This is a genomic window from Mycobacterium sp. (genome assembly GCF_040509115.1).
Taxonomy (GTDB): Bacteria; Actinomycetota; Actinomycetes; order Mycobacteriales; family Mycobacteriaceae; genus Mycobacterium.
This window is the reverse complement of record NZ_JBEVLO010000036.1, coordinates 1-25,287: the sequence shown is the minus strand read 5'-3', so window position 1 is coordinate 25,287 and position 25,287 is coordinate 1. Positions and strand designations below refer to the sequence as shown.

Annotated in this window: 26 protein-coding genes and 1 pseudogene; 11 read left to right on the top strand and 16 right to left on the bottom strand. The window is 69.6% G+C overall.

Annotated elements, in window-relative coordinates; genetic code table 11:
* From ABW137_RS03195 to ABW137_RS03185, 3 genes are all read left to right on the top strand, one after another.
* The coding region (locus tag ABW137_RS03195) for an N-acetylmuramic acid 6-phosphate etherase (protein ID WP_526396806.1) at positions 1–1,330 on the top strand (1,330 nt) is incomplete at its 5' end.
* Positions 1,327–2,490 (top strand): anhydro-N-acetylmuramic acid kinase, encoded by a 1,164-nt coding sequence (locus ABW137_RS03190; protein ID WP_526396804.1) that lies wholly within the window; start codon positions 1,327–1,329, stop codon positions 2,488–2,490. The genes ABW137_RS03195 and ABW137_RS03190, both read left to right, overlap by 4 nt.
* 52 nt (positions 2,491–2,542) lie before the next feature.
* On the top strand, positions 2,543–4,093 hold the full coding sequence (locus tag ABW137_RS03185; protein ID WP_526396802.1) for a sodium:solute symporter: 1,551 nt from the start codon (positions 2,543–2,545) through the stop codon (positions 4,091–4,093).
* A gap of 41 nt (positions 4,094–4,134) precedes the next feature.
* Here ABW137_RS03185 and ABW137_RS03180 read toward each other — a convergent pair whose 3' ends face one another.
* The 3 genes from ABW137_RS03180 to ABW137_RS03170 are packed head-to-tail and all read right to left on the bottom strand — an operon-like array spanning position 4,135 to position 6,427.
* Entirely contained in the window at positions 4,135–4,932 is a 798-nt protein-coding gene (locus tag ABW137_RS03180; protein WP_526396800.1) for an exodeoxyribonuclease III, read from the bottom strand.
* Positions 4,933–4,936: 4 nt separating this feature from the next.
* Positions 4,937–5,830, bottom strand: coding sequence for an N-acetylglutamate synthase, CG3035 family (locus ABW137_RS03175; protein WP_526396798.1), 894 nt, complete (start codon positions 5,828–5,830; stop codon positions 4,937–4,939).
* A 3-nt stretch (positions 5,831–5,833) separates the two neighbouring features.
* Positions 5,834–6,427: a peptide deformylase gene (locus ABW137_RS03170; RefSeq protein ID WP_526396796.1), complete on the bottom strand. Its 594-nt coding sequence runs from the start codon at positions 6,425–6,427 to the stop codon at positions 5,834–5,836.
* A gap of 135 nt (positions 6,428–6,562) precedes the next feature.
* On the opposite strand from ABW137_RS03170, the gene napA reads away from it, so the two are divergent.
* From napA to ABW137_RS03145, 5 genes are all read left to right on the top strand, one after another.
* Positions 6,563–6,880, top strand: coding sequence for a nucleoid-associated protein NapA (gene napA, locus ABW137_RS03165; protein WP_526396794.1), 318 nt, complete (start codon positions 6,563–6,565; stop codon positions 6,878–6,880).
* 52 nt (positions 6,881–6,932) lie between these two features.
* The gene (locus ABW137_RS03160; protein WP_526396792.1) at positions 6,933–7,403 is read left to right on the top strand and encodes a LytR C-terminal domain-containing protein; all 471 of its coding nucleotides are present in this window, start codon (positions 6,933–6,935) and stop codon (positions 7,401–7,403) included.
* A 66-nt stretch (positions 7,404–7,469) separates the two neighbouring features.
* Complete coding sequence (gene sodC, locus ABW137_RS03155; protein WP_526396790.1) at positions 7,470–8,180, top strand: superoxide dismutase[Cu-Zn]; 711 nt, start codon at positions 7,470–7,472, stop codon at positions 8,178–8,180.
* A 4-nt stretch (positions 8,181–8,184) separates the two neighbouring features.
* A complete protein-coding gene (locus tag ABW137_RS03150; RefSeq protein ID WP_526396811.1) occupies positions 8,185–9,306 on the top strand; it encodes a glutamate--cysteine ligase in 1,122 nt (373 codons plus the stop codon).
* Between the two features lie 58 nt (positions 9,307–9,364).
* The gene (locus ABW137_RS03145) at positions 9,365–9,994 is read left to right on the top strand and encodes an LON peptidase substrate-binding domain-containing protein (protein ID WP_526396810.1); all 630 of its coding nucleotides are present in this window, start codon (positions 9,365–9,367) and stop codon (positions 9,992–9,994) included.
* Between the two features lie 6 nt (positions 9,995–10,000).
* Here the strand turns inward: ABW137_RS03145 and mnhG are convergent, their stop codons facing one another.
* The 8 genes from mnhG to ABW137_RS03105 form a co-directional block, all read right to left on the bottom strand.
* Positions 10,001–10,342, bottom strand: coding sequence for a monovalent cation/H(+) antiporter subunit G (gene mnhG, locus ABW137_RS03140; RefSeq protein ID WP_526396789.1), 342 nt, complete (start codon positions 10,340–10,342; stop codon positions 10,001–10,003).
* A complete protein-coding gene (locus tag ABW137_RS03135; RefSeq protein ID WP_526396787.1) occupies positions 10,339–10,620 on the bottom strand; it encodes a monovalent cation/H+ antiporter complex subunit F in 282 nt (93 codons plus the stop codon). Before ABW137_RS03135 ends, mnhG begins: the two co-directional genes overlap by 4 nt.
* A 100-nt stretch (positions 10,621–10,720) precedes the next feature.
* Positions 10,721–11,287 carry a Na+/H+ antiporter subunit E gene (locus ABW137_RS03130; RefSeq protein ID WP_526396785.1) on the bottom strand — a complete coding sequence of 189 codons (567 nt, stop codon included), beginning with the start codon at positions 11,285–11,287 and terminating at the stop codon, positions 10,721–10,723.
* Positions 11,288–11,298: 11 nt separating this feature from the next.
* Positions 11,299–12,924 carry a Na+/H+ antiporter subunit D gene (locus ABW137_RS03125; RefSeq protein ID WP_526396784.1) on the bottom strand — a complete coding sequence of 542 codons (1,626 nt, stop codon included), beginning with the start codon at positions 12,922–12,924 and terminating at the stop codon, positions 11,299–11,301.
* Between the two features lie 31 nt (positions 12,925–12,955).
* Complete coding sequence (locus ABW137_RS03120; protein WP_526396782.1) at positions 12,956–13,429, bottom strand: Na(+)/H(+) antiporter subunit C; 474 nt, start codon at positions 13,427–13,429, stop codon at positions 12,956–12,958.
* Entirely contained in the window at positions 13,426–16,341 is a 2,916-nt protein-coding gene (locus ABW137_RS03115; protein WP_526396780.1) for a Na+/H+ antiporter subunit A, read from the bottom strand. Before ABW137_RS03115 ends, ABW137_RS03120 begins: the two co-directional genes overlap by 4 nt.
* A 189-nt stretch (positions 16,342–16,530) precedes the next feature.
* Positions 16,531–17,817, bottom strand: a complete 1,287-nt coding sequence (locus tag ABW137_RS03110; protein WP_526396778.1) for an ArsB/NhaD family transporter — start codon at positions 17,815–17,817, stop codon at positions 16,531–16,533.
* A gap of 34 nt (positions 17,818–17,851) precedes the next feature.
* Positions 17,852–18,310, bottom strand: coding sequence for a CBS domain-containing protein (locus ABW137_RS03105; protein ID WP_526396776.1), 459 nt, complete (start codon positions 18,308–18,310; stop codon positions 17,852–17,854).
* A 180-nt stretch (positions 18,311–18,490) separates the two neighbouring features.
* Between ABW137_RS03105 and ABW137_RS03100 the strand changes: the two genes are divergently transcribed.
* Together ABW137_RS03100 and ABW137_RS03095 are read left to right on the top strand one after the other, a co-directional pair.
* Positions 18,491–19,471: a HAMP domain-containing sensor histidine kinase gene (locus ABW137_RS03100; RefSeq protein ID WP_526396774.1), complete on the top strand. Its 981-nt coding sequence runs from the start codon at positions 18,491–18,493 to the stop codon at positions 19,469–19,471.
* Entirely contained in the window at positions 19,471–20,127 is a 657-nt protein-coding gene (locus tag ABW137_RS03095; RefSeq protein ID WP_526396808.1) for a response regulator transcription factor, read from the top strand. Before ABW137_RS03100 ends, ABW137_RS03095 begins: the two co-directional genes overlap by 1 nt.
* On the opposite strand, the gene ABW137_RS03090 is transcribed toward ABW137_RS03095, so the two are convergent.
* Positions 20,094–20,549, bottom strand: a complete 456-nt coding sequence (locus tag ABW137_RS03090) for a DUF1707 domain-containing protein (RefSeq protein ID WP_526396772.1) — start codon at positions 20,547–20,549, stop codon at positions 20,094–20,096. The genes ABW137_RS03095 and ABW137_RS03090 overlap by 34 nt on opposite strands.
* Positions 20,550–20,686: 137 nt before the next feature.
* Here ABW137_RS03090 and ABW137_RS03085 point away from each other — a divergent pair, with 137 nt between their 5' ends.
* Complete coding sequence (locus ABW137_RS03085; protein ID WP_526396771.1) at positions 20,687–21,136, top strand: SRPBCC family protein; 450 nt, start codon at positions 20,687–20,689, stop codon at positions 21,134–21,136.
* Between the two features lie 11 nt (positions 21,137–21,147).
* On the opposite strand, the gene ABW137_RS03080 is transcribed toward ABW137_RS03085, so the two are convergent.
* The 4 genes and pseudogenes from ABW137_RS03080 to ABW137_RS03065 form a co-directional block, all read right to left on the bottom strand.
* On the bottom strand, positions 21,148–23,361 hold the full coding sequence (locus ABW137_RS03080) for an AAA family ATPase (protein ID WP_526396769.1): 2,214 nt from the start codon (positions 23,359–23,361) through the stop codon (positions 21,148–21,150).
* A gap of 12 nt (positions 23,362–23,373) precedes the next feature.
* A complete protein-coding gene (locus ABW137_RS03075) occupies positions 23,374–24,231 on the bottom strand; it encodes a CDP-alcohol phosphatidyltransferase family protein (protein WP_526396767.1) in 858 nt (285 codons plus the stop codon).
* Positions 24,228–24,941, bottom strand: a complete 714-nt coding sequence (locus ABW137_RS03070) for a phosphatidylserine decarboxylase (protein ID WP_526396765.1) — start codon at positions 24,939–24,941, stop codon at positions 24,228–24,230. The genes ABW137_RS03075 and ABW137_RS03070 overlap by 4 nt, the downstream gene beginning before the upstream one ends.
* A gap of 20 nt (positions 24,942–24,961) precedes the next feature.
* A pseudogene (locus ABW137_RS03065) lies at positions 24,962–25,287 on the bottom strand (molybdopterin molybdotransferase MoeA); the annotation flags it as partial.

Sequence of the window (25,287 nt, the reverse complement as noted above, 5' to 3'; positions counted from 1 at the left end):
CGCGCGCGGTGGGGTGCTGCACGAGAGGGCCGTCGCCCGGTTCGGGCCGCAGTCCGGGTGGCCAGGACTGCTCGGTGAACCCGACCTGGCCGCGCGGCTCGCAGGCTTCGTTCCCGACGTCGCCGCCGCCGCCACCCGTGGCGATCGAGACGCGCAGACCGTGCTCGACGACGCCGCGGCCGCCGTGGCAGGCACGCTGAGCGCCTTGCCCCCGACACTTCCGGTCAGCCTCGTCGGAGGACTCGCCGAGGTGCTCGCACCCCGGGTGCGCGCCATCGCGGACCGGCCGTGGCGGAACCCCGCCGGCGACGCGATCGACGGCCTGCGGCTGCTGCTCGACGACCTCGGTCCCTTCGCGTCCGAGTCCTTCCACGGGCGACGTTCCGAGGCGTCGCGCGCCGAGCACCGCCCCGTCCACGAGACCGACGGTCTGCCGACCGAGGGACTCGCCCCCGACACCGCCGATCTCGACGTCTGGCCCACCGAACGGTTGGTGACCCGGCTGGCGGCCGGCCACGACGTCGCCGCCAGGGCGGTGCTCGACGCGGCCGCACCGCTGGCACGTGCGGCCGACCTCGCAGGCAGCGCGCTGGCCGGTGTCGGCCGACTCGTCTACGTCGGGGCGGGCACGCCCGGCAGGCTGGTGGTGCAGGACGCCGCCGAACTCACCCCGACCTTCGGGTTGGATCCCGCCCGCGTCCCGGTGCTTCTCGCCGGTGGCGCGATCGCCGGTTCGACGGCCGTCGAGGGCGCCGAGGACGACACCGACGCCGGTCGACGCGCCATCGACGGCCTGCACGTCGGGCCCGCCGACGTCGTCGTGGGGATCACGGCGTCCGGTCGCACCCCGTTCGTCGTGGCCGCGTTGACCCGGGCCGCCGATCGCGGCGCCGCGACCGTGGGCATCTGCAACGTGCGCGACAGCCCGCTGGCCGCCACCGCCAGCATCGGCGTCGAACTGCTCACCGGTCCCGAGGTGATCGCAGGCTCCACCCGCCTGGCCGCCGGCACCGCGCAGAAGATCGCGCTGAACACGCTCTCGACCGCGGCGATGGTGCGTGCCGGAACGACGTTCGGGCCGTGGATGGTCGACATGATGGCCAGCAACGACAAGCTGCGGCGCCGGGCGGTCCGCATCGTGCGGGACGCCGCCGGGGTGTCCGACGCCGACGCCGTGTCCGCGCTCGACGCTGCCGACCGGTCCGTTCAGGTGGCGTTGATCATGCTGCTCGCCGAGGTGGACCCCGACCGCGCTCGGGAGCGACTCGCGGCAGCGGGCTCGGTACGCGCCGCCCTCGCGGACCACTCGCCGACGAAGGGCAGCAGATGAAGGTCATCGGCATGCTGTCCGGAACGTCGGTCGACGGCCTCGACGTCGCCGTGGCCGACCTCGACGTCGAGGCGGACGTGGTCACGCTGCGCCCGCTCCATGCGACGACCGAGCCGCTGCCCGCCGGGATCCGCGCCGCCGCGCTCGGCGTCCTGCCGCCGGCCCAGACCACGGCGGGCGCGCTGTGCCGTCTGGACACGGAGTTCGGCCAATTCTGCGGCGCCGTCGCCGCCGACGTGGCGCGCACCCACGGCGGCGATCTGGTCGCCACGCTCGGGCAGACGGTCTTTCACTGGGTCGAGGACGGCGTCGCCCGCGGCACCCTGCAGGTCGGACAGCCCGCGTGGATCGCCGAGGCGACCGGGCTGCCCGTCGTCAGCGACCTACGGGCCCGCGACGTCGCAGCTGGCGGCCACGGAGCCCCGCTCGCGTCCACCCTCGACGCGCTCTGGCTGCGCGGGCGGGAGCGGCGCGTCGCGCTCAACCTCGGCGGCATCGCCAACCTGACCGTCGTCGGCACGGTCGACGATCCGGTGCTCGCCTACGACTCCGGGCCCGCGAACTGCCTGCTCGACGTCGTCGCCACCCGGGCAGGCATCGCCGAGGGGTACGACGTCGACGGCCGGCTGTCCTCGCGCGGGCGGGTGGACGACGAGCTGCTGGCGGACATGTTGACCGAGCCGTACTTCGCGCAGCGGCCGCCCAAGTCGACCGGGCGCGAACTGTTCACGCCCGCCTGGCTCGACGGGCACGTGGCCGGACGGGGAATCGACGGACGGGGGATCGACGATGCCGACCTGGCGGCCACCCTCGTCGAGCTCACCGCCCGCACCGTCGCCGACGCGATCGGTCGCCACGGCGTCGACGAGGTGATCGCGTCCGGAGGCGGCGTACGCAACCCGGTGCTCGCCGATCGGCTCGCCGCGCTGCTGCGGCCCGTCTCGATGCGTAGCAGCGACGACCTTGGTCTGCCCGCCGACGCCAAGGAGGCCTACCTGGTCGCCCTGCTCGGCTGGCTGACGTGGCACGGCGTGCCCGGTGTCGTCCCGGGGGCCACCGGCAGCACCCGGCCACGGGTCCTCGGTCGAATCACGCCCGGCGACGACCCGCTGCGCCTGCCGGAACCCGTCCCGTGGATCCGCGCACTGGAGATCCGGTGACCATCCGCCATCCCGAGCAGCCCTGTTCCGTTCGACGTTCGAGGAGGAGCCCGTGCACGACGCCATCAACGTAGCGGTGATCGTCGCCTATCTGATCGTCATCGCGATCGTCGGTCTGAAGTTGTCCGGCCGCCAGAAGTCGGCCGAGGACTACTTCACCGGCGAACGTTCCATGCCGTGGTGGGCGGTGCTCGCGTCGATCGTGGCCACCGAGACGTCCACCCTCACGGTGATCAGCGTCCCCGGTGTCGCCTACCTGACCAACTTCTCCTACGTCGAACTCGCCGTCGGTTACATCATCGGCCGCACGTTGGTGTCGTTCATCCTGCTGCCGCTGTACTTCAAGGGCGGCTTCGTCAGTGCCTATCAGTACCTTGGCGAACGGTTTGGCAGGCACGCCCAGGGCGCGGCCTCGGTGACGTTCCTCGTCACGCGGTTGCTCGCCGAAGGCGTCCGGCTCTTCGCCTCCGCCATCCCGATCAAACTGCTCCTCGACGAGCTCGGGGTCTCGGTCAACTACTTCGTGATCATCGTCATCCTCACCGCGATCACCGTGCTGTACACCTATGTCGGCGGTATCAAGGCCGTCATCTGGACGGACCTCATTCAGATGACGCTGTACCTGGGTGGCGCCGTCGTGTGCATCGTGGTGCTGCTGCAGCACACGGGGTTCGGCGCCCTCGGCGAGGCCTTCGAGGCAGGCAAGTTCCACGTGTTCCAGGTCGAGGACTGGTCGTTCACCAACATCGTCACCAACCCCTACGCGTTCCTGACGGCGGTCGTCGGCGGGGCCATCTTCGGCATGGCGTCGCACGGGTCCGACCAGCTCATCGCGCAACGCGTGCTCGCCACCAAGAATCTCTCGGACGGACGCAAGGCGATGATCGGGAGCGGCATCGCCGTTGCCGTGCAGTTCGGCTTGTTCTCGCTTGTCGGCGCGCTGCTGTGGGTTTATCTGGACGGCGCCTCGCTGGATGAACTGGGCTTCAAGTCCTCGGACAGCATCTTCCCCGACTTCGTGCTGCACGGTCTGCCCGTCGGCCTGTCGGGGTTGCTGATCGCCGGCATTCTGTCGGCAACCATGGGCTCGCTGTCGTCTGCGCTGAACTCGCTGTCGAACTCGACGGTGGCGGACATCATGAACGCGTGGTTTGGGCACACGCCGGAACCGGCGCAGATGTTGAAGATCGCGCGCTATCTGACGCTGGTGTGGGCGGCGGTCATGGCGGGGTTCGCCTCGCTGTTCGACGACACCAGCTCGCAGGTCGTCGTCATCGGGCTGTCGATCACCGGGTACACCTACGGCGCGTTGCTCGGCGCGTTCCTGCTCGGCCTGCTGATCACGCGAGCCGACGAGGTCGCAGGCGTGGTCGCGCTGATCACCACCGTCACCGTGATGGCCTACGTCGTGCTTCGTGTCAAGATCACCCCGACCGGACAGGTCCTGTGGTGGGAGGCCGACAAGCAGGCGGGCGCGGCCATCGCGTTCCCCTGGTACGTCCCGCTGGGCGTCATCATCACCCTGATCGTCGGCGGGTTCATCTCTCTCATCCGGCCCGCCCGCGCGCGGGTAGTCGACCTGGAGCCCGCGGACGCACGCTGAGCTCCTGGCGAGGGGATCAGGGTGTGAACGGGGCCGCCGGATCAGGACAGGTCGACGAAGATCGGTGCGTGATCACTCGGCGCAGGGGTGCCCTTCTTGCCGGGCTTGCGCTCGTCGCGGGCGATCTCGCCGTGCGTGACGCGGTCGGCGAGACCCGGTGAGCCGAGGATGAAGTCGATGCGCATGCCCTGGCGCTTCGGGAACCGCAATTGGGTGTAGTCCCAGTAGGTGTACACGCCGGGTCCCGGCGTGAAGGGGCGGACGACGTCGGCGAACCCGGCGTCGACGATGGCCCCGAACGCGGCCCGCTCCGGCTCGGTGACGTGGGTGCTGCCGCGGAACACCTCGACGTCCCAGACATCCTCGTCGGTGGGCGCGATGTTCCAGTCGCCGACGAGCGCGATGGGAGCCGATGGGTCGGCGCTCAGCCAGCTCGAGGCCGTGTTACGGAGGGCAGCAAGCCATTCCAACTTGTACGCGTAATGCGGGTCCTCGATCGTGCGGCCATTGGGTACGTACAGGCTCCACACCCGCACCCCGCCACACGTCGCGCCGATCGCTCGCGCCTCTGCCACGTCGTTGAACACCGGCTGCCCGTCGAACCCGAGCTGCACGTCGTCCAGGCCGACGCGCGACGCAATGGCCACCCCGTTCCACTGGTTGGTGCCGTAGTGAACCACCTCGTAACCCAGTGCCGCGAACGGCATCGCAGGAAACTGCGCCTCGGTGCACTTGGTCTCCTGCATCGCCAGCACGTCGACGTCGGCGCGTTCCAGCCAACCGGTGACGCGGTCGATGCGGGAGCGGATGGAGTTGACATTCCAGGTGGCCAGTCGCACCCGCCTACCCTAGCGACGCGTAGCGGGACCGATGGTGTTCGGTGAAGCCCATCGACTCGTAGAGCCTGGTGGCGACGGTGTTCTCGACGACCACCTGCACATAGGCCCGGGTGGCGCCGCGGTCGGCCGCCCAGGCCAACAGCTCCTCGCACACCGCCCGGCCCAGCCCGCGGCGGCGCGCGGAGTCGGCGACGTGGACCGATGACAACCCGGCCCACCGGGTGCCGTCGGGTGCCATGGTGACCGCACCCCTGCCGACCGCGGAGCCCGCCACCGACGCGAAGGTCAATTCGCCGTCGACGACCGCGGTCAACACGTCGGCGGGCACCTGGCGCGGGTGCAGACTCAACCAGTCGTTGTCGGGCCGCGCGGCGAAGAACACCTCAGGTGACGAGCTTGGCGGGCCGACGGTCAAATCCCTTGTCATGACCACGTTCTCGCCATCGGTCGGCAACCCCGCGGGGACCCGGAACAATCGGTCCGGCGCAGCGATCAGCGTGGGAGCGCCGCGGTCGGCGTACCAGCGGGCGATCGCACCGACGTCCGACCCTGGCGAAACCTCCAGCGGCACAGCAGAATTCGCGCGCCGGGTGCTGCCATGACCGTACCGGACCAGCCACCCGTCGAGCCACTGCCGCTCGACCCCCGGCCACGCCAACGCCGCGGCGTGTTCCAGCCGACGGATGTCGGAGGTGCGCACCGGCGCAGCACCCAGCGACTTGACCGCCACGACGTCGGACGCCGCGATCGACACCTCAGCGCCCCGCTTGTCGCGCACCCGCACGGTCGGGCCGACCTCGAGGAGGTGTCCGACGACGTCGGTGAGCGGCGGCACCGAGCCAGCGGGCAGTCGGAACCGCAGGCTGACCCTGGTGCCGACGGCGGGCAGCTCGGGCACCGGCTAGTGCCCGAACGGATCGGGATCCTCGCCCGGCGTCCACGACAGGCCGGGCGTACCCCACCCGTTGGCCTTCACGGCGCGCTTGGCGGCGCGCGCATGCCGACCGATCAACTTGTCGATGTACAGGAAGCCATCGAGGTGGCCGGTTTCGTGCTGCAGCATCCGAGCAAACAGCCCGTGGCCCTCGAGGGTGATCGGCGTGCCGTCGGCGTCCAACCCCTTGACGCGCGCCCAGCTGGCCCGTCCCGTCGGGAACGACTCGCCGGGCACCGAGAGGCAGCCCTCGTCGTCGTTGTCCGGGTCGGGCATCGTCTCCGGCACCTCGGACGTCTCGAGGACCGGGTTGACGACGACGCCGCGACGGCGGCTCGCGCGGCCGCGCTCGTCGGCGCAGTCGTAGACGAACACCCGCTTGGACACCCCGATCTGGTTGGCGGCCAAGCCGACACCGTTGGCGGCGTCCATCGTCTCGTACAGATCGGCGATGAGCTCGGCCAGATCCGCGGGCAGCGAACCGTCGTCGCCGACGGGTATCGGGGTCGTCGCGGTGTGCAGAACGGGATCTCCCACGATGCGGATGGGTACTACGGCCATGCAGGAAAGATTAGTTGGCAACTTCAAGTCGGCCGACTCGCGGGTAAGGCTCACGGCTCAAGCCCGTCGGCCGTGGTTCAATGTTGGCCGACACCAGCGGAATGTCTCGAGTGCGGGGAAGGGTCCAGAGAGCAAATGGACGGCGCCATTGCGCGGACTGAGAAGTCCGGGGACTCCGAGGACGGCACCGCCCTCGCCGACGGTCTCACCCGCCGCGAACACGACATCCTCGCGTTCGAGCGGCAGTGGTGGAAGTACGCGGGTTCGAAGGAAGACGCCATCAAGGAGTTGTTCTCCATGTCGGCGACCCGTTACTACCAGGTGCTCAACGCGCTAGTGGACCGTCCCGAGGCGCTGGCAGCCGACCCGATGCTGGTCAAGCGGTTGCGCCGCGTACGAGCCAGCCGACAGAAGGCACGGGCCGCGCGGCGGCTCGGCTTCGACGTCACCTGACGCGTCACCTGGGGTTTTCGTCCCATGACCCCGTCTGGATACAGTGAGTGCGATGAATCAACGAGACTCCTCCGGGTTGCCGCTGCGCGCCATGATCATGGTGCTGCTGTTCCTGGGCGTGGTCTTCCTGTTGGTCGGCTTCCAGGCCATCGGCTCCGGCGACGACGACGACAGCAGCTCGGCTTCCAGCACCACGACCACCTCGGCGACGTCCACGGCCCCGCCGACCTCGTCGGAGGCCGAGGCCGCCCGGCCCCAGGTGCGGGTGTTCAACGTCTCCGACGTCGCGGGCGCTGGCGAGAACGTCGCCACCCGACTTCGCGACGAACAGTGGGACGTGCCGCCGTCGGAGAACCTGGTGCTCAACGAGCCGATCCCGGAGACCACCGTCTACTACGGCTCGGCCCCCGAAGAGCGCACGGCCGCCGAGGAGATCGGCGGGCTTCTGGAGGTTCCCGTCGCGGAGCGCACCCCCGAGCTGGCGGAACAGCCGCCCGGCGTCATCGTGTTGGTCACGGGCTAGCGCCGCTTCGCGGGCGGGCCGCATCCGCCCCGGGTCACCGCCGGGGTCACCAGTTAGTCTTTTGCCATGCCGATCTCTGCCCCGCTTCGCCTCATCGCCGCCGCGGCGCTCCTCGTTCCGATCGCGAGCGCGTGCAGCCCCAACGAACCCGTCGCCACCCAGCCCGGCACCACTCCATCGGTGTGGACGGGCTCGCCAGCGCCGTCGGCCGAGGCCGGCGAGGAAGGCTCGGGCGAGGGTGGATCCGAGGCGGCGGGGGAGACGCTCACCGCCGACCTCAAGACCCCCGACGGCACGTCGGTCGCGACCGCCGAGTTCGCGTTCACCGGCGACTACGCCACCGTCACCGTGCAGACCACGGCATCCGGCCAGCTGCAGCCCGGGTTCCACGGCCTGCACATCCACTCCGTCGGAAAGTGCGAGGCCGCATCGGTGGCACCGACCGGCGGCGCGCCCGGCGACTTCAACTCTGCCGGTGGACATTTCCAGGTCAGCGGGCACACCTCTCACCCCGCCAGCGGCGACCTCGCGTCCCTGCAGGTGCGCGGTGACGGCTCGGCGATGCTGGTCACCACCACCGACGCCTTCACCGCCGCCGACCTCCTCGCGGGAACGCAGACGGCGATCATCATCCACGAGAAGGCCGACAACTTCGCCAACATCCCGCCGGATCGCTACACCCAGGTGGTGGGCGGCGCGCCAGGGCCCGACGAGATGACGATGGCCACCGGAGACGCCGGCAAGCGGGTGGCGTGCGGTGTCATATCCGCCGGGTAAGACGATCGTCAGGCCGCAACGGATCGACTTCGCCGGGTCGGTGCGACCGACCATCGGCGTCGAATGGGAGTTCGCCCTCGTCGACCCCGCGACCAGGGACCTGAGCAACGAAGCGGCCGCCGTGATCGCCGAGATCGGTGAGACTCCGCACGTGCACAAGGAACTGTTGCGCAACACCGTCGAGGTCGTCACGGGCATCTGCGAGAACTCCGCTGAGGCGATGGACGACCTGCGCGGCACGCTGGGACTGGTCAGGCCGATCGTCCGAGAGCGCGGCATGGAGTTGTTCTGCGCGGGCACCCATCCGTTCGCGAAGTGGTCGGCGGCCAAGCTGACCGACGCACCCCGTTACGCGGAACTGATCAAGCGCACCCAGTGGTGGGGGCGGCAGATGCTGATCTGGGGCGTGCACGTGCACGTCGGGGTGTCCTCGGCGCACAAGGTGATGCCGATCATCACGTCGCTGCTCAATCAGTACCCGCACCTGTTGGCGCTCTCGGCATCCTCGCCCTTCTGGGACGGCGTCGACACCGGCTATGCCAGCAACCGGGCGATGATGTTCCAGCAGCTGCCGACCGCGGGGCTGCCGTTCCACTTCCAGGAATGGTCGCAGTTCGAGCAGTTCGTCCACGACCAGAAGACCACCGGCATCATCGATCACATGAACGAGATCCGTTGGGACATCCGGCCTTCGCCGCACCTCGGCACGGTCGAGGTGCGCATCTTCGACGGGGTCTCCAGCATCGCCGAACTCGGCGCGCTCGTCGCGCTGACCCACTGCCTGATCGTCGACCTGGATCGCCGACTCGACGCCGGCGAGCACCTGCCCACGATGCCGCCGTGGCACGTGCAGGAGAACAAGTGGCGCGCAGCGCGATACGGGCTCGACGCGGTGATCATCCTGGACGAGGACAGCAACGAACGGCTGGTGACCGAGGACTTGGACGAGCTACTCAACCGGTTGGAACCCGTTGCCGTCTCGCTGGGCTGCGCCGACGAACTCGCCCGGGTGTCCGACATCTACCGCACCGGCGCGTCCTATCAGCGGCAGCGTCGCGTCGCCGAGGAGCACGACGGGGATCTGCGCGCCGTCGTCGACGCGTTGACCGCCGAGCTGGTCCTGTGAGTCCGGCGGGGCGGGAGCGCAGCGACTTGGGGGGCCTCGAAGCGTGACCGTCCGGCCGATGTTCCCGCTGGAGGCGGTGCGGCTGCCCGGCGAGGACCTGCCGCTGCGCATCTTCGAGCCGCGCTACGTGGAGCTGATGCGTGAATGTTTGAATGGGGCAAAGGAATTCGGTGTCGTCCTGATTGCGGCGGGTCGCGAAGTCGGTGGTGACGACGCCAGGTGCGACGTCGGCACGATGGCCCACATCGTGGACTGCCAGTCGCTCGGCGAGGGGCGCTACCTGGTGGAGTGCGAGATGCGGGACCGGATCCGCGTCACCTCGTGGCTGGCCGACGACCCCTACCCGCAGGCCGTCGTCGAGCCGTGGCCCGACGAACCCGGCGCGAACGTCACCGGCGACGACATCGGCGTCGTCGAGGACCGCCTGATGCAGTTGTTCGAGCGGATCGCGTCCTCGCAGCAAGCCACCCTGCCGCCGAAGCGTGACCTGCTCGGTGAGCCGGAACCCGGTGACGACGCAGGGAAACGGCTGTATGCGTTGGCATCCCGCGTGCCGATGGGTCAGGCGGACAGGTACTCGGTGCTGGAGGCGCCGTCGGCGGCGGCGCGGCTGGTGGCGTTGCAGGACGCCGTCGAGACGGTCGCGGCGATGGTGGAGTTTCAGCTCGCCGGCGGCACCGAGGAGTAGGCGACCTCAGTCGTCGCCGAACTCGATTATCTCGTCCTTGGTCAGCAGGTCGTCGCGAAAGCTCTGCTCGCGGTACGCCAGTTGGCCGACCCGGTTGGCCACCACGGGTGCAGTGATGATCGTGAACAACCCGGCGAGGATCAGCATGCCGACGTCGGCGTGGCCGCGCAGTCGGATCGCCGCGCCTGCCAGCACCAGGAGGAGCCCGAGTACCTGCGGCTTGGTCGCCGCATGCATCCGCGACAACGTGTCGGGGAAGCGCACCACGCCGATCGCCGCCGTCAGGGCCAGCACCGAACCGCCAAGCACCAACGCCGCGGCGAGCACGTCGAGGATGCCGGTGCTCATGGCCGCCTCCCGTCGCTGCGGTCCTTGTCCCGCACGCGGAAGCGCGCCACGCTGACCGACCCGACGAAGCTGATCAGCGCCAGCGCCGTCAGGCTGTAGGTCACGGTGGTGTCCAGGCTGAACGCCGCCCAGGTGCCGATGGCGCACATCGTCACCGCGACGAAGGTGTCCAGCGCGACCAGTCGGTCCAGCGTGCCAGGACCCGCGAGCAGTCGAAACATCGTGATGGCGGCGGCCGCGGTCAGCAGCACCGCCGAAATGGTCCAGACGGTGTTCACGCGTGCTCCCCCTGCTCGAGTGTGCATGCTGGGCGGGATTCGGCGGCGAAACTCGCCGTGACCGCACGCTCGGTGCCCCAGGCGCACAGGCGATGGTCGTTCACGGGCCCTCCCTCCCACTGCCGTCCGGTTCCTCGCGCACGCGCTCGCCGGGTGATGGCCGCCAGTCGGGATCCCGCTCGAACGCCGCGATCATCAACCGCTCGATCACCGCGATCTGGCGGTAAAACCGCGCGACCGCCTTCTCGGAGCCGACGTCGAGGACGTGCATGTAGATCATTCGGCGGGTCTGATCGATCTCCAGCACGATCGAGCCGGGGATCAGATTGAACGTGTGGACCGCAAGTGCCAGAACCAGATCCGACTTGATCGCGAGGTGCGCCCGCAGCACCGCGGTCTGCGGTGGCGGCCCAGGCTTGATCGCGAGCCACGCCACCTGCACCGAGGAGAGCACCAGGTAGTAGGCCACCTGCGCCACCAACCGCACCAGCGACAGCGGATGCAGTCGACCCTCGATGGGGACCGGCGGCAGCGGCAGCAACACCGTGATGACCAGGGCGACGGCCAAGCCGCTGACGAAGTTGGCTGCGGATACGTTGCCCCACAACAGCATCCACACCAGGATCAGCCAGCACAGCACCCAGGCCCGCAGGAGGAGCGTCCTCACTCTTGCGCTCGTCATGGCGTCAGCACCGCCGAGATGTACTGCCCTCGGTCGAGGACCTCGCCTGCCGCGCGCTCACTGAAGGCGAAGATCGGCCCCGCGAACACCGTCAGCGCCAGGCCCACCGCGATCAGCGCGCCGGTCGGGATCAGCATGCCGACCGGCATCCGGCCGACGTCGTCGCGGTCGGCGAAGTCGATGTCCTCCTCGGAGTCGTCGATGAGCGACGAGGGCGACGCGTCGGCCAGGGCCCCCTCCGGCGCGTCGGCTCTGGCCCGCCAGAACGCCTTGCTCCACACCCGGGCCATCACGTACAGCGTCAGCAGGCTGGTGATCACGCTGCCAGCGACCAGCATCCAGGCCAGGACCGAGCCGTCCTGGGTACCGGCCTCCAGCAACGCCACCTTGCCGATGAAGCCCGAGAAGGGGGGAATGCCACCGAGATTGAGCGCGGGAACGATGAACACGAACGCCAGCAGCGGGCTGGCGGCGGCCAGCCCGCCGAGACGCTGCAGGGTCGACGCGCCCGCCTGACGTTCGATCAGTCCCACGACCAGGAACAGGGTGGTCTGGACGACGATGTGGTGCGCGACGTAGTAGATGGCCCCCGACATGCCCAGCTCGTTGCCGAGTGAGATGCCGAAGACCAGGTAGCCGATGTGGCTGACCAACGTGAAGGACAGCAGCCGCTTGATGTCGCTCTGCGCCATCGCACCGAAGATGCCGACGAGCATCGTCACCAAGGCCGCGACCATCAGCACGTGGTCGAGTGCGCCGCCGGGGAACAGCAGTGAATGGGCGCGGATGATCGCGTACACGCCGACCTTGGTGAGCAGGCCGGCGAACACCGCGGTGACGGGCGCGGGCGCGGTCGGATACGAGTCGGGCAGCCACGTCGACAGCGGGAACACCGCCGCCTTGATGCCGAAGGCGACCATCAGCACGGCGAACAGGGCGCTGCGGGTGCCCGACGGGACGTCGTCGAGGCGGACGGCGAGCTCGGCCAGGTTCAGCGTGCCCGTCGCCGCGTAGATCAAGGCGATGCCGATCAGGAAGATCAGCGACGACACCATCGACACCATCACGTAGGCGATGCCCGCGCGCACCCGATCGGTGCTCGCGCCGATGGTCAGCAGCACGAAGCTCGCGGACAGCAGCACCTCGAAGCCCACGAACAGGTTGAACAGGTCGCCGGCCAGGAACGCGGTGCACACGCCCGCGGACAGCACCAGATAGGTCGGCAGGAAGATCGACACCGGTTGGCGCTCGTCGCCGTCGCGGATGCCCTGCCCGATGGCGTAGAAGACCACCGCGAGCAGCACGATCACCGACACCAGCAGCATCAGCGACGACAGCCGGTCCACCACCAGCGTGATGCCCAGCGGCCCCATGCCGGATGTTTCCCCCGTCGCTCCGCTCGCCCCGGGAACGGTCTGCCCCCAGCCCCCGACGTGTAGCGCGATGGTGCCGTCCCGGTCGGCGAGGTACACCAGCACCGCGCAGACGGCGACGACGGCGCTCAGCGCGAGCACCGCGATGGCGCGTTGCAGCCGCGGTTGTCGGCCTGCGAACAACGAGGCGGCCGCGGCCAGCGTCGGGATCAGGACGGGCAGCGGTGTCAGGACCGTGGCGATGTTCATGCGCGGTCCCGCTTCGCTTCTCGCCGGGGGCTCATCGGGACCCCTCGTGTCCTGGCAGCGCATCCAGCTCGTCGGGCTCTTCGGTGTCGATGCTGGGGTCGTGCGTCGTGGGGTCCTCGTCGATCGCGGCCGCGGACTTCTCCGACAGCTGCGAAACCCGGGCGTCCTCGGGGTCGTTGACGACCTCCTCGGCGCGTGACAGCCGGAAGGACCGATACGTCAGTGCGAGGACGAACGCCGCGATGCCCATCGAGATGACGATCGCGGTCAGGATCATGCCCTGCGCCAACGGGTCCGCGGTGGCTGTCTCACCGTCACTGGTCCTGCCGCGGATCGGCGGATTGCCCGACGGCCCACCGACGGTGAGGATCAGCAGGTTCACGGCGTTGCCGACGAGCAACAGCCCCAGCAGCATCCTCGTCAGGTTGCGTTCCAGCAGCAGGTACACACCTGCGCTGGTGAGCCCGCCGATGAGGACGAGCGGTACCAGGTACGTGACGGTCATCGCGCCCTCGCCATCATCTCTTCGTCGACGCGGGCGCCCAGGCTGCGCAGCACGTCGAGCACCAGGCCGACGACGATGAGGTAGACGCCGAGGTCGAAGAACAGGGCGGTGACGAACTTGACGTGCCCGAGTACCGGCACGTCGAACTCGATGACGGCCGACGACAGGGCAGGTGCGCCGAGGAACAGCGACGCGACCGCGGTGCCCGCCGACAGCGTGAGGCCTGCCCCGAGCACCTTGCCCGCGTCCAGTGGCAGTGCCTCACCCAGCTCGTAGCGGCCACCGGCAAGGTAGCGCAGCACCAGTGCCAGCCCGGCGGTGAGTCCACCCGCGAATCCGCCGCCGGGAGTGTTGTGGCCCGCGAAGAAGAAGTAGAACGACAGCACCATGATGAGCGGGAAGATGATGCGGGTGGCCACCTCCAGCACCAGGGACCGGTAGCGCGGGTCGCGCAGCTCGCTGCCGCGCAGCCAGGTGATGTCGCCGACGGCGGGGCTGGTGGGCAGCACAGGGATCCGGCCGATGTCGGGTTGGCCGGCGTCGGCGACGCGCGGTGCGGCACCGAAGCGCCTGTGCCGGAACACCATCGACGCCACGCCGGTAGCGGCCACCAGCAGCACCGAGATCTCGCCCATGGTGTCCCACGCACGGATGTCGACGAGTAGCACGTTGACGGTGTTGGCGCCCTGGCCGCGGTAGTAGGCGGCGTCGGGCAGCAGGTCGGCGATGGGCCTGGTGGTGCGGGCCGCCATGGCGAACACCGCGAGCACCGTGACGCTGACGCCGACGGCCAACGAAAGGGCGATGCGCGGCAACCGGTTTCGTTGGATGTTGGTGCGGTCGGCCTCGGCGGGCAGCGTCCGAAGGACGAGCACGAAGATGACCAACGTCAGCGTCTCGACCAGGAACTGCGTCAGCGCCAGGTCGGGTGCGCCGTGGAAGACGAAGATGGTCCCGCAGCCATAGCCCGTGACGCCGACCAGAAGCACTGCGGCGAGCCGATTGCGCATCAGCGTCGCGCTGAGGCCTGCGGCCAGGATGATCAGCCCGACCACGACCTGCAGCGGCGAATCCCACAGCGCGAGCTCGGGCCGGTCCCGCGCGCCGAGGAACAGCATCGCCATGGGCAGCAGGACCAGCGTGGAGAGGATGACCGCCTGCGTCGCTGGGATGGAACCGCGCTGCGTCAGTGCGGTGAGGCGGACCGCGAAGACGTCCGCACCGCGCACCACCGCGTCGTAGATGCGGTCGGCGTTGCCGAGCGGGAGGTAGCCGACCCTGGCGCGGCGCAGCCGGCTGCGGGCGAAGAACGCCGCGATGCCCGACGCGAGCACCAGGATCGACAGCAGCAGGGGCAGGTTCACGCCGTGCCACAGCGCAAGGTGATAGTCGTTGCCGCCCGGCGCGGTCTCGGCGTACTGGTCGAGGACGTGGTCCAGGCCGGTCGGCCAGACGCCGAACAGCAGCCCCGCCGCCGCCAGGATCGCGGGCGGGATCAGGAACGCGGCTGGCGGGCGGTGCATCTCCGCGACCCGCTGACTCGGCTCGCTGCGGCCCTTCCGGGCGAACGCGCCGTAGATGAAGCGCAGGGAGTAGATCGTGGTGAACACCGACCCGAACACGACGCCGGCCAGCACCCAGGGCGCCGCAGGGCCGAGGGCCGGACTCTCGGCAAGGGTGGCCAGGTCGGCTTCCTTCGCGACGAACCCGAGGAACGGCGGCAGCGCCGCCATGCTGGCGGTCGCGCCGACGGCGATGATCAGCAGCGGCCTGTGCCGGTCGCCGAGCCAGGCCAACCGCCGGATGTCGCGGGTGCCGGTGGCGTGGTCGATGATGCCGACCACCATGAAGAGCGCGGCCTTGAACATCGCGTGCGCGCACAGCATGGCCAGTCCGGCCAGCATGAGGTCGCTGCCGCCGCCGCCGACCATCAGCGTGATCAGCCCGAGCTGACTGACGGTGCCGAACGCCAGGATGAGCTTGAGGTCGTACTCGCGCACCGCCCGCCAGCCGGCGAGCAGCATCGTCACTAGCCCCAGCGTGACCACGATCGGACGCCAGCCGGGGGAGTCCGCGAACCCCGGCGTCAGGCGCGCGACCAGGTACACGCCTGCCTTGACCATCGCCGCCGCGTGGAGATACGCGCTGACCGGCGTCGGTGCGGCCATCGCGCCCGGCAGCCAGAAGTGGAACGGCACCAGCGCGGACTTCGACACCGCGCCGACGAGCACTAGCACGACGGCGACCGACGCGGCGGTACCCGTCGGCGGCGCGGCCACCAGCTCGGACAACAGGTACGTGCCCGACATCTCGCCGAGGATGATGATGCCGACCAGCATGGCCAAGCCGCCGAAGGTGGTGACCAGCAGCGCCTGGGTGGCGGCGCGTCGGCTGGTGGCACGTTCGGCGTAGTGCCCGACGAGGAGGAACGACAACACCGTCGTCAGCTCCCAGAACAGGTAGAGCATCAGCATGTTGTCGCTGACCACCAGTCCGAACATGGCGCCTGAGAAGGCGACCAGTTCGGCCGCGAAGCTCGGGAGTCGCTTCTCGGTGGGGACCCCGCGGACGAGGGGAGCGCTTGGGGTGGCCCGGTGGTGGTGAAAGTACTCGGCGCAGTAGCAGAGGACGAGCGCCCCGACGCCGAGCACCAGCACGGCCATGATCGCCGCCAACGCGTCGAAGCGCAGGGTGATGTTCATCGACAGCTCGGGGACCCAGTCGACGTTCACGGACTGCCCGCCGCGACCAGGAGCCGCCCCGGCGTCCTGCTGGGGCCAGTTCAACGCCACCCACGCCAGTGAGCCCAGCGGCACCAGTGCCAACGGATAGAAGGCCTGCCGTCCCCAGCGGTGCACGAGCACCGGCGCAACCGCAGCGGCGGCGGCGTGCGCCAACAGGACGGCGAGCATGGCACTCCGATCCGAGTTTCGGGGAAGGCGGTCTCGCACGCGCCAACCCAACCGGGGTGTCAGCCCATTCCGACGCGTGGACTGGGCGTCGAAGGATTTTGGGCGTCGAGGGATTTCGGGCTTGTCGGTACACATTCTACGGACGGCCGATCCGCGCGCCCGCCGGGTCGTCGGCCCAACATGGTGCGCCTAGAAATAGCGCAGCCAGACGTACAACCACGCGAGGGCCGTGCTCAGCAGCGTGACGACGATGCCGTAGCGGGTGAACTTCCAGAAGCTGATCGGATGACCGGCGCGGTGGGCGATCCCGATCGCGACGACGTTGGCGCTGGCGGCGATGGCCGTGCCGTTGCCGCCGAAGCAGGCGCCGAACGCGAACGCCCACCAGAGCCCGTTTGCGGTTCCGGCGTCGGGAGCCAGCCCCGCCATCTCTTCGACGACGGGAGTCATCGTGGCCGTGTACGGGATGTTGTCGATGAAGGCGCCGAGGACCGCTGACCCGAAGAGCAGGCCGGTGGCGGCCAGGAAGAAGTCGTCGCCGAAGACGTGGACCACGGCCTCACCGAGCCGGTCGATCACTCCGGTGTGGACGAGTCCGGCCACCATCACGAACAGTCCCATGAAGAACACCAGCGTCGACCACTCGACCTCGGGCAGCACGTCGTCGACGTCGACGTCGGTCACCAGCAGCATCACGCCCGCACCGACGAGGGCCACGATCGACGGCTCGAGGTGCAGCACCGAGTGCAGTGCGAATCCGGTGATCACCAGCGCGAGCACCGCCAGCGAGCGCACCAGCAGCCTGGTGTCCTTGATGGCCCTTCGCTCCTGCAGCGCCATCACCTGGTCGAGTCGAATGTGGTTGGCCCGCAGATCCTTCCGGAAGAGCACCCGGGTGAACACGACGAACAGCACGAAGATCACCGTGACCGCGGGCGCCATGTTGACCAAGAAGTCGTTGAAGCTCAGGCCAGCTCGGCTGCCGATGATGATGTTGGGCGGATCGCCGATCAGGGTGGCCGCGCCGCCGATGTTGGAGGCGAGTACCTCGGCGATCAGGAAGGGCTGCGGTGCGATGTCGAGACGGTCGCAGATCACCAGCGTCACCGGCGCAATCAGCATGATGATGGTCACGTTGTCGAGCACCGGCGAGGCGATGCCGGTGATCACCATCAACATCACCATGAGGCGAAAGGGACTGCCGCGCGACCGCTTTGCCGCCCAGATCGCGAGGAAGTCGAAGACGCCGGTCTGCTTGATCACGCCGACGATCACCATCATGCCCAGCAGCAGGAAGATGACGTTCCAGTCCACGCCCTCGTGCTCGGAGTAGAAGACCTGCGCCCCTGGGGCGAGGCCGAGCACCGTCATCAGGCCTGCGGCGACCAGGACGACGGTGACCTTGTTGGCCCGCTCGGTGGCGAGGAACCAGAAGGCGGTGACGAAGATCGTCAGCGCCGCGATGGGAGCTAGCACCGGGTCCGCCGTTCAGTCGGGCCCTGCGGGCGCGTCAGTCGCCCGGTCCGGCCACCGCCAGGCTGGCGAGCAGTCGTTCCAACGTGACGGCGCCGACCAACCGCCCGCCGCGGTCGACGACGGCGAGGACCGGACTGCGCTTGTTCGCCATCACCGCGGCCAACTCGAGCAGCGTCGCGTCGGGTCGCACGGTGGCCGGCTTGGCGGGCGGACTGGGGAGGCAGTCGCCGACGGTCAGGGTCGCCGATCGGCGCCAGAACAGGTCGGCGTGCACCTCGTCGACGGTCCGCACCAGGGCCAGGTCGTCCATGTACGACTCGGGGATGGCCAGCCGCAACACCTGGGTGCCGGGGATGACGGCGATCGGCCGGTCGTCGGCATCGACGACGATCAACCCCGGCAGTCGATTGACCACCATCACCTGGACTGCCTTGGAGACCGGATCGTCGATCCGGATCGTGGGCGGGGTCACGGCGATCTCGTGTGCTTGCATCGCGTCGTTCCATCCAGTCCGCGCCAGAATCGTCATCATCATGCCTTTCCGGGCTGCTCCGGTCCGTCGATTACCCGAGTCTGTGGCGTCCGGCCCTCGCCGACCATCGGGTCCGACCCCCATTCCCGAGGGGGTGCGGCCTGTATGGACATCGCCGCGTTCGGCAGCCACGCTGAAGGGATGAGCTGGCGATCCGCGCGCACGCCGGCCACGGCGCTGTTCCGACGGGTGTTTCTGATCAACGGGCTGATCTTCGTGCTGGGGACGTTGGTCCTTGCGGTCTCGCCTGCGTCGGTGTCCTCGCGCATCCGGCTGACCGAGATCCCGGTCCTGCTCGTCGGCCTTGCGGTGATGCTGACGGCGAACGCCCTGCTGTTGCGCTCGAGTCTTGCCCCCCTGGATCGACTCGCTGCATCCATGCGGCGAGTCGATCCGCCCAGGCGCAGCGATCGCGTCGATGACCGCGGCGGTGGCGACCTGCACCACCTCATCGCGTCGTTCAACGCGATGCTCGACCGCTTGGAGACGGAGCGGACCTCAGCCAGTGCCTCGGCGCTCGCCGCACAGGAGAACGAGCGCCAGCGCATCGCCAGGGAACTGCACGACGAGATCGGGCAGACCCTCACGGTCGCACTGTTGACGCTGAAGCGGGCGGTAGACCGTGCGCCGCAGGAGATTCGGGGTGAGCTCGAAGAGACGCAGGAGACGGTGCGCTCCAGCTTGGACGAGGTGCGGGGGATTGCGCGTCGATTGCGGCCGGACGCGCTGGAGGACCTCGGCCTGCACAGCGCGCTCAACGCCCTGTGCAGCGAGTTCACCCAGGCCACCGGGACGGCCGTCGTCCGCAACATCACCCCGCAGATCGCGCGGTTGCGGCCCGACGTCGAGCTGGTCTGCTACCGGATCGCGCAGGAGAGTTTGACGAACGTCGCGAGGCACGCCGACGCGGGCAAGGTGTGGTTGGACCTGCACGCCGGTGCCACCGAGCTGAGGCTGCGCGTCGCCGACGACGGCCGCGGGGGCGTATCGGCCGAGGGTGCGGGGATCACCGGGATGCGGGAGCGGGCGCTGCTGGTGGCGGCGACGCTGTCCATCTCGTCGCCGACGGGTGAGGGCACCGAGGTGCGTCTCGCGATCCCACTGGCCGGGCAAGCCGGATGATGGGCGGCCAGCCTGCCCGGATCTTGCTCGCCGACGATCACGCGCTGGTGCGAAGCGGGTTGCGGATGATCCTGGATGCCGAGCCGGACCTGCAGGTAGTGGCCGAGGCGGCCGACGGCTACGAGGCGCTGACCGCGCTGGGTAGCACTCCGGCGGATCTGGCGATCCTCGACATCGCGATGCCGCGGATGACGGGGCTTCAGGCGGCCAGGGAGATCAACCGGAGTCATCCCCACGTCCGGATCCTGGTGCTGTCGATGCACGACAACGAGCAGTACCTCTTCGAGGCGCTCAAGGCGGGCGCCTCGGGTTACGTGCTCAAGTCGGTCGCCGACCGCGACCTGCTCGAGGCGTGCCGTGCGACGATGCGCGGCGAGCCGTTCCTGTACGCGGGGGCGGTGACCGCACTGATCCGCGACTACCTGCACCGGGCGCGCCAGGGTGACGAACTGCCCGCGACCATCCTCACGCCACGCGAGGAGGAGGTGCTGAAGCTCATCGCCGAGGGATATTCGGCGAAGGAGATCGCGTCGACCTTGAGCATCAGCGCAAAGACCGTCGACCGGCACCGGACCAACGTCCTGGCCAAGTTGGGGTTGCGGGACCGCCTCGCGTTGACGCGCTACGCGATCCGGGCCGGGTTGATCGAACCCTGACGCCGCGTCGCGAGCCGGATCGGAATGGCATGTCCGAGCAGCCCGATGCCCGCGCCGAGGATCGGCCAGATCGGCCAGAAGTAGGTCGCGTCGGTGGACAGGGCGACGGCGGTCCAGACGGTCAGCACGACGACGACCATCACGAGGTAGGCGGCCAGGTGCAGGCGCACCGACAGGCGGGCGGCGGCGTGGCGGGCCTCGTGCCTGCGGGGGTCGTGGCGGCGCAGCTGGTGGATCGGGAGGTCCGCGAGCAGGTGCCGTAGCTCGTCGGCGGTGTGGGCGCCGAACGCCTGCTGGATCCGGTCTTCGTACTCGGCCATGTCGAGGTAACCCTGGGCGAGGGCCTGCCCGAGGTGGGCGGCGGCGGCCTCGCGTTCGTGGTCTCCCACGCGGAGCGCGGCGGTCGGCTGGAGTGTGGTCATGGCGTGCTCCGATCTGGACGGGCCCAACTACAGTATTCCAACTATGACATGTCACTAGTGGAGCGTCAATGGCATCGGGCGCGGCATCGCCTCCGTTCACGTGTCGGGAGTTCGAGGCCGGGGTTGAATGACTCTGCATGGAGACCGAGAACAAGGTGGTCAGCGCCAGCGTCGACGTGGCCGCACCCGCAGATCGCATCTTTGCACTGATCGCCGACCCCAGCGCGCAACCGCGCTTCGACGGCAACGACAACCTCGTCGATGCGGCACCGGGGCAGCGCGTCCACGCCGGCGGCGACGTGTTCCTGACGTCCATCACCCAGGGCGGGATGCGGGAGAACCACGTCGTGGAGTTCGACGAGGGCAGGCGCATCGCCTGGCAACCGTCGGAACCGGACTCGCCGCCGCCTGGCCACCTGTGGCGGTGGGAGCTGACCCCGCTTGACGAGGGCCATACCCGCGTCACCCACACCTACGACTGGTCCCGCCTCACCGACGAGAAGCGGATGGTGCGCGCCCGCGCCACCGACGTGGACGCGCTGCTGGCCTCGCTGACCCTGCTGGCCGGGCTGGTCGAACGCGGCTGACGCCACGGCGTTCAGCGTTTCTCGGCGAACTCCCGCAGCGAGGCCACCTGCACCGGATCCAGCGACGGCCGTACGGTTGCCCTCGCCTTCGCGACGTCGGCGGCGGTGACGTCGGCGACGTCGATCGAGCGCCGCATCGCCGTCAGGGCCGATTCCCGAAGCAGCGCAACGCAATCCGCTGCGCTGTACCCGTCGAGGTCATCGGCGAGCGCGTCCAGGTCCACGTCGGCGCTAAACGGGATCGACTTGCCGGAGGTGCGCAGGATGTCCCGACGCGCATCCGCGTTCGGTGGCTCGACGAATACCAGCTTCTCCAGCCTGCCCGGTCGCAACAACGCGGGGTCGATCAGGTCGGGCCGGTTGGTGGCGCCCAGTACGACGACGTCGCGCAGCGGGTCGATGCCGTCGAGCTCGGTCAGCAGCGCCGCGACCACCCGATCGGTGACACCCGAGTCGAAGCTCTGGCCGCGCCGCGGCGCCAACGCGTCGATCTCGTCGAGGAAGACCAGCGACGGCGCGGAATCCCTTGCCCGGCGGAACAGCTCACGGACGGCCTTCTCCGAGGCGCCGACCCACTTGTCCATCAGCTCGGCGCCCTTGACCGCGTGCACCGACAGTCGGCCAGTACTGGCCAGCGCGCGAACGACGAACGTCTTGCCGCAGCCCGGCGGGCCGTAGAGCAGCACCCCGCGGGGCGGCTCGACGCCGAGCCGCTCGAAGGTGTCGGGGTGTTGCAGCGGCCACAGCACCGCCTCCGTGAGCGCCTGCTTGGTCTCCACCATGTCGCCGACGTCGTCCAGGGTCACCGATCCCACGGCGACCTCCTCGGTGGCCGACCGCGACAGCGGACGGATCACCGAAAGGGCGCCGGTGAGGTCGGTCTGGGTCAGCGTCGGGTTCTGGCCGTCGCTGCTGGCGCGGGCAGCGGCTCGCAGCGCCGACTCCCGGACCAGCGCCGCGAGGTCGGCGACCACGAAACCCGGTGTGCGCTCCCCGATTTCGTCCAAGTTGAGATCGGTGGCCGGTACCCCGCGCAGCAGCACCTCCAGCAACGCCCTTCTGGTCGCTCCGTCGGGAAGGCTCAGCCCGAGTTCGCGGTCGCACAGGTCGGGAGCGCGCAACCGGGCGTCCACCGCGTCGGGCACCGCCGACGTCGCGACGAACGCGATGCCCGGCGTGGCCACCGCGGCGCGCAGCTCGGTCAGGATCAGCGTCGCCACTGGCTCGACCGTCGACGGCAGGAGCGCGTCGACGTCGGTGATGAGCAGGACGCCGCCGCCGTCCCGCAGCGCCGCCACCGCCGAGGCCACGCTCGCCAGTCGCTCCTCGGCGCGGAGCGCCCCGACTTCTGGTCCGTCGAGCTCCACCAGCCTGCGCTCGGCGCACACGGCCCGCACCAGCGTGGCCTTGCCGACCCCCGCGGGGCCCGACACCAGGACGCCGAGATGGGCCTTCGCCCCGAGGGTTTCGAGAAGCTCCGGCTGATCGAGAGCGAGCTTGAGCCACTCCGTCAACCGGCCGGCCTGGGCGTGCGCACCCTTGAGGTCGTCGAACGACACCGGTGCGGTCACGGGGGTCTGGCGCGGCCCGGTGACCGTGTGCGCGGCGGTCGACGAACTGGGCGAAGCGACGGTGCCGTCACCCCACGCGACGAGCGAATTCGGTTGCACGCTCACCGGTCCCGCGGGATCGACCCCCGTCACGGTCAGCAGCTCCGAGGTCCAGGTGATGCCGACCGACAACGTCAACGCCGACGAGGCCTCCGACGTCGACGTGCCGGGGCCGAGGTCGCGCGGCAGGAGCGACACCGTGTCACCGACCATCATCACCTTGCCGAGCAGCGCCAGCCGCAACGTCGCCGACGACACCGACCGGGTGGCGAGCTTCGATCCGCTCACCGTCACCGAACGGGCCCCGTAGACGGTCACGGGTGCGACCAACACGATGGTGTTCTCGCGTAGGCCGGCGTTCGACAGCGTCACGTCGTCGAGCAGGGCCGTACCGACTGCGGTGCCGGCCGGGGCGACTCCTGCGACTGCCGACGTGGTGCGCGAACCAGTCAGCGACACCGCGTCCCACTCCCGAATGCCAAGTGCCGCAAGTGCTTCCGGATGAAGGCGGACGACCCCGCGCCGGGAGTCCATGGCAGAGGTATTGAGCCGCGCGGTCAGTGGCAATCGCCCCAGCGGCGGTTCGTCGAACGACTGGGTCACGTGGTCGGTCATGGGTCGCGTCCGCTAGTGCCTTGGCCCGGGGCGCCGCAGCCCCAGCCGGGCGACCGACCGGCGGTTGGGCGAGGCCCGGCGGGCGGCGCGGCGCACTGCCCGCCGCTGCTGTGGTTTCACGTCCCACGCCTCGGGGCGCGCCGCGACCCACCGCTGACTGCGAATGGTGAACGGGATGACGCACAGATAGCCGGCGATGATCAGCAGCACCAGGATGTAGGGGAACAGCAGCAGGCCCGCGGCGGCGGCCGCCACGATGATCAGCAGGATCGGCGCGGCGTTCTCCGGAACCGAGATCGCCTTGAGCGCGAGCGTCGGCACTCGGCTGACGAGCAGTGCCGCGTTCGCCGCCAGCCACGCGCAGACGAACCAGTGCGACGTCCACCAGCCCGTTCCGAACTGCATGAAGGCGACCAGGGGGCCGATCGCCCCTACGGCGCCGCACGGGGCGGGCATGCCGGTGAAGAACTCGCGGGTGTACGCCGGGCGGGTGTCGTCGTCGAGCAGGGCGTTGAACCTGGCGAGCCGAAGCACCACGCAGACGGTGTACAGCAGCACGAAGATCCAGCCGACCTGGGAGCCCTCCAGCATCGTCACGTAGATCACCAGCGCGGGCGCGACGCCGAAGTTCACCGCGTCGGCCAGTGAGTCGATCTCGGCGCCCATTCGCGATTGGGCGTTCAACGCGCGGGCGATGCCGCCGTCGATGCCATCCAGGATGGCGGCGGCACCGATCAGGGCCAGCGAGATCCACGGCTTCTCGTCGAGGGCGAACTTGATGGACGTCAGGCCCGCGCAGATGGCCAGGACGGTGGTGGCGCTGGGCAGGATCCGGAGCCCACGAGCGGGCGGGCCCGACGCGCGGGTCACGCCAACTCCGCCAGCACGGTCTCCCCGGCGATCGCGCGCTGACCGATCTGGACGAGCACCCTGGAGTCATCGGGCACGTAGGTGTCCAACCGGGAGCCGAAGCGGATCAGACCGTAGGTCTCGCCGAGCGCCACCTTGTCACCGACGTTCGCCGAGCACACGATCCGCCGCGCGACGAGTCCGGCGATCTGGACCGCGGCCACGTCGACACCCTCCGGCGTGCGGAACCACACGCTGTTGCACTCGTTGACCTCGGAGGCCTGATCGCGTTCGGCCGAGACGAACTTGCCGGGCCGGTATTTGATCGTGACGACCTCACCCGCGACGGGCGCGCGCTGCACGTGCGCGTCGAACACCGACAGGAAGATGCTGATCCGCGTCATCGGCACCTCGGGCATGTTCAGTTGCGGCGGCGGGGTGACCCGCTCGATCAGCGTGACGCGACCGTCGGCGGGCGCCACCACCACGCCTGGCCTGGTCGGTGGGACGCGCGGTGGGTGCCGGAAGAACCCGCCGCAGGCGCCGGCGGCGATCAACCCCGTGGTGCGCAACCAACGGTGTCGGCGGCCGACGGCGGCAATGCCGAGACCGGCCGCGATGAACGGCAGGCCTGCGGAGTGCACGGGAGGGACGGTGGAACGGACAAGCTCAACAAATCGGGAGATCTCGGACTCGTTGGCGGCATCGGCGGGTCGCGCGGGTCTGGCCATGGGCTTCCGATTCTACGGGGTCACCTCAGGTCCCATACCTGCACGGGTGATCCGGCAGGCAGTTCGGCGACGTCCTCACCGATCTCCAGCAGGCAGTCCGCCGACGCCAGCCAGCGCAGATGATGGGACGCGGGTGGTCCGTAGGTGGTGACCGTCGCGCCGGTGTCGTCCCCGAGCACGCCCCTGCGAAACTGCCGCCGACCCGGCGGGGACGTCAGCGCCTCCGACAGGGTCACCGAGAGGTGGGGCCGCTGCGGATGCGGCAACCCCATCGCCGCGCGCAACGGCGTACGGATGAACACCTCGAACGACACCAGAGCGCTGACGGGATTGCCGGGCAGCGTGA

Excerpts from the sequence above, each read along its gene's own strand:
- ABW137_RS03170 (WP_526396796.1), bottom strand. The coding sequence starts at position 6,427 with ATGGCCGTAGTACCCATCCGCATCGTGGGAGATCCCGTTCTGCACACC.
- ABW137_RS03115 (WP_526396780.1), bottom strand. The coding sequence starts at position 16,341 with ATGCTCGCCGTCCTGTTGGCGCACGCCGCCGCCGCTGCGGTTGCGCCG.
- napA (WP_526396794.1), top strand. The coding sequence starts at position 6,563 with ATGGACGGCGCCATTGCGCGGACTGAGAAGTCCGGGGACTCCGAGGAC.
- mnhG (WP_526396789.1), bottom strand. The coding sequence starts at position 10,342 with ATGAGCACCGGCATCCTCGACGTGCTCGCCGCGGCGTTGGTGCTTGGC.
- sodC (WP_526396790.1), top strand. The coding sequence starts at position 7,470 with ATGCCGATCTCTGCCCCGCTTCGCCTCATCGCCGCCGCGGCGCTCCTC.
- ABW137_RS03120 (WP_526396782.1), bottom strand. The coding sequence starts at position 13,429 with ATGACCGTCACGTACCTGGTACCGCTCGTCCTCATCGGCGGGCTCACC.
- ABW137_RS03080 (WP_526396769.1), bottom strand. The coding sequence starts at position 23,361 with ATGACCGACCACGTGACCCAGTCGTTCGACGAACCGCCGCTGGGGCGA.
- ABW137_RS03070 (WP_526396765.1), bottom strand. The coding sequence starts at position 24,941 with ATGGCCAGACCCGCGCGACCCGCCGATGCCGCCAACGAGTCCGAGATC.
- ABW137_RS03095 (WP_526396808.1), top strand. The coding sequence starts at position 19,471 with ATGGGCGGCCAGCCTGCCCGGATCTTGCTCGCCGACGATCACGCGCTG.
- ABW137_RS03190 (WP_526396804.1), top strand. The coding sequence starts at position 1,327 with ATGAAGGTCATCGGCATGCTGTCCGGAACGTCGGTCGACGGCCTCGAC.
- ABW137_RS03100 (WP_526396774.1), top strand. The coding sequence starts at position 18,491 with ATGAGCTGGCGATCCGCGCGCACGCCGGCCACGGCGCTGTTCCGACGG.
- ABW137_RS03160 (WP_526396792.1), top strand. The coding sequence starts at position 6,933 with ATGAATCAACGAGACTCCTCCGGGTTGCCGCTGCGCGCCATGATCATG.
- ABW137_RS03105 (WP_526396776.1), bottom strand. The coding sequence starts at position 18,310 with ATGCAAGCACACGAGATCGCCGTGACCCCGCCCACGATCCGGATCGAC.
- ABW137_RS03125 (WP_526396784.1), bottom strand. The coding sequence starts at position 12,924 with ATGAACATCGCCACGGTCCTGACACCGCTGCCCGTCCTGATCCCGACG.
- ABW137_RS03090 (WP_526396772.1), bottom strand. The coding sequence starts at position 20,549 with ATGACCACACTCCAGCCGACCGCCGCGCTCCGCGTGGGAGACCACGAA.
- ABW137_RS03085 (WP_526396771.1), top strand. The coding sequence starts at position 20,687 with ATGGAGACCGAGAACAAGGTGGTCAGCGCCAGCGTCGACGTGGCCGCA.
- ABW137_RS03145 (WP_526396810.1), top strand. The coding sequence starts at position 9,365 with ATGTTCCCGCTGGAGGCGGTGCGGCTGCCCGGCGAGGACCTGCCGCTG.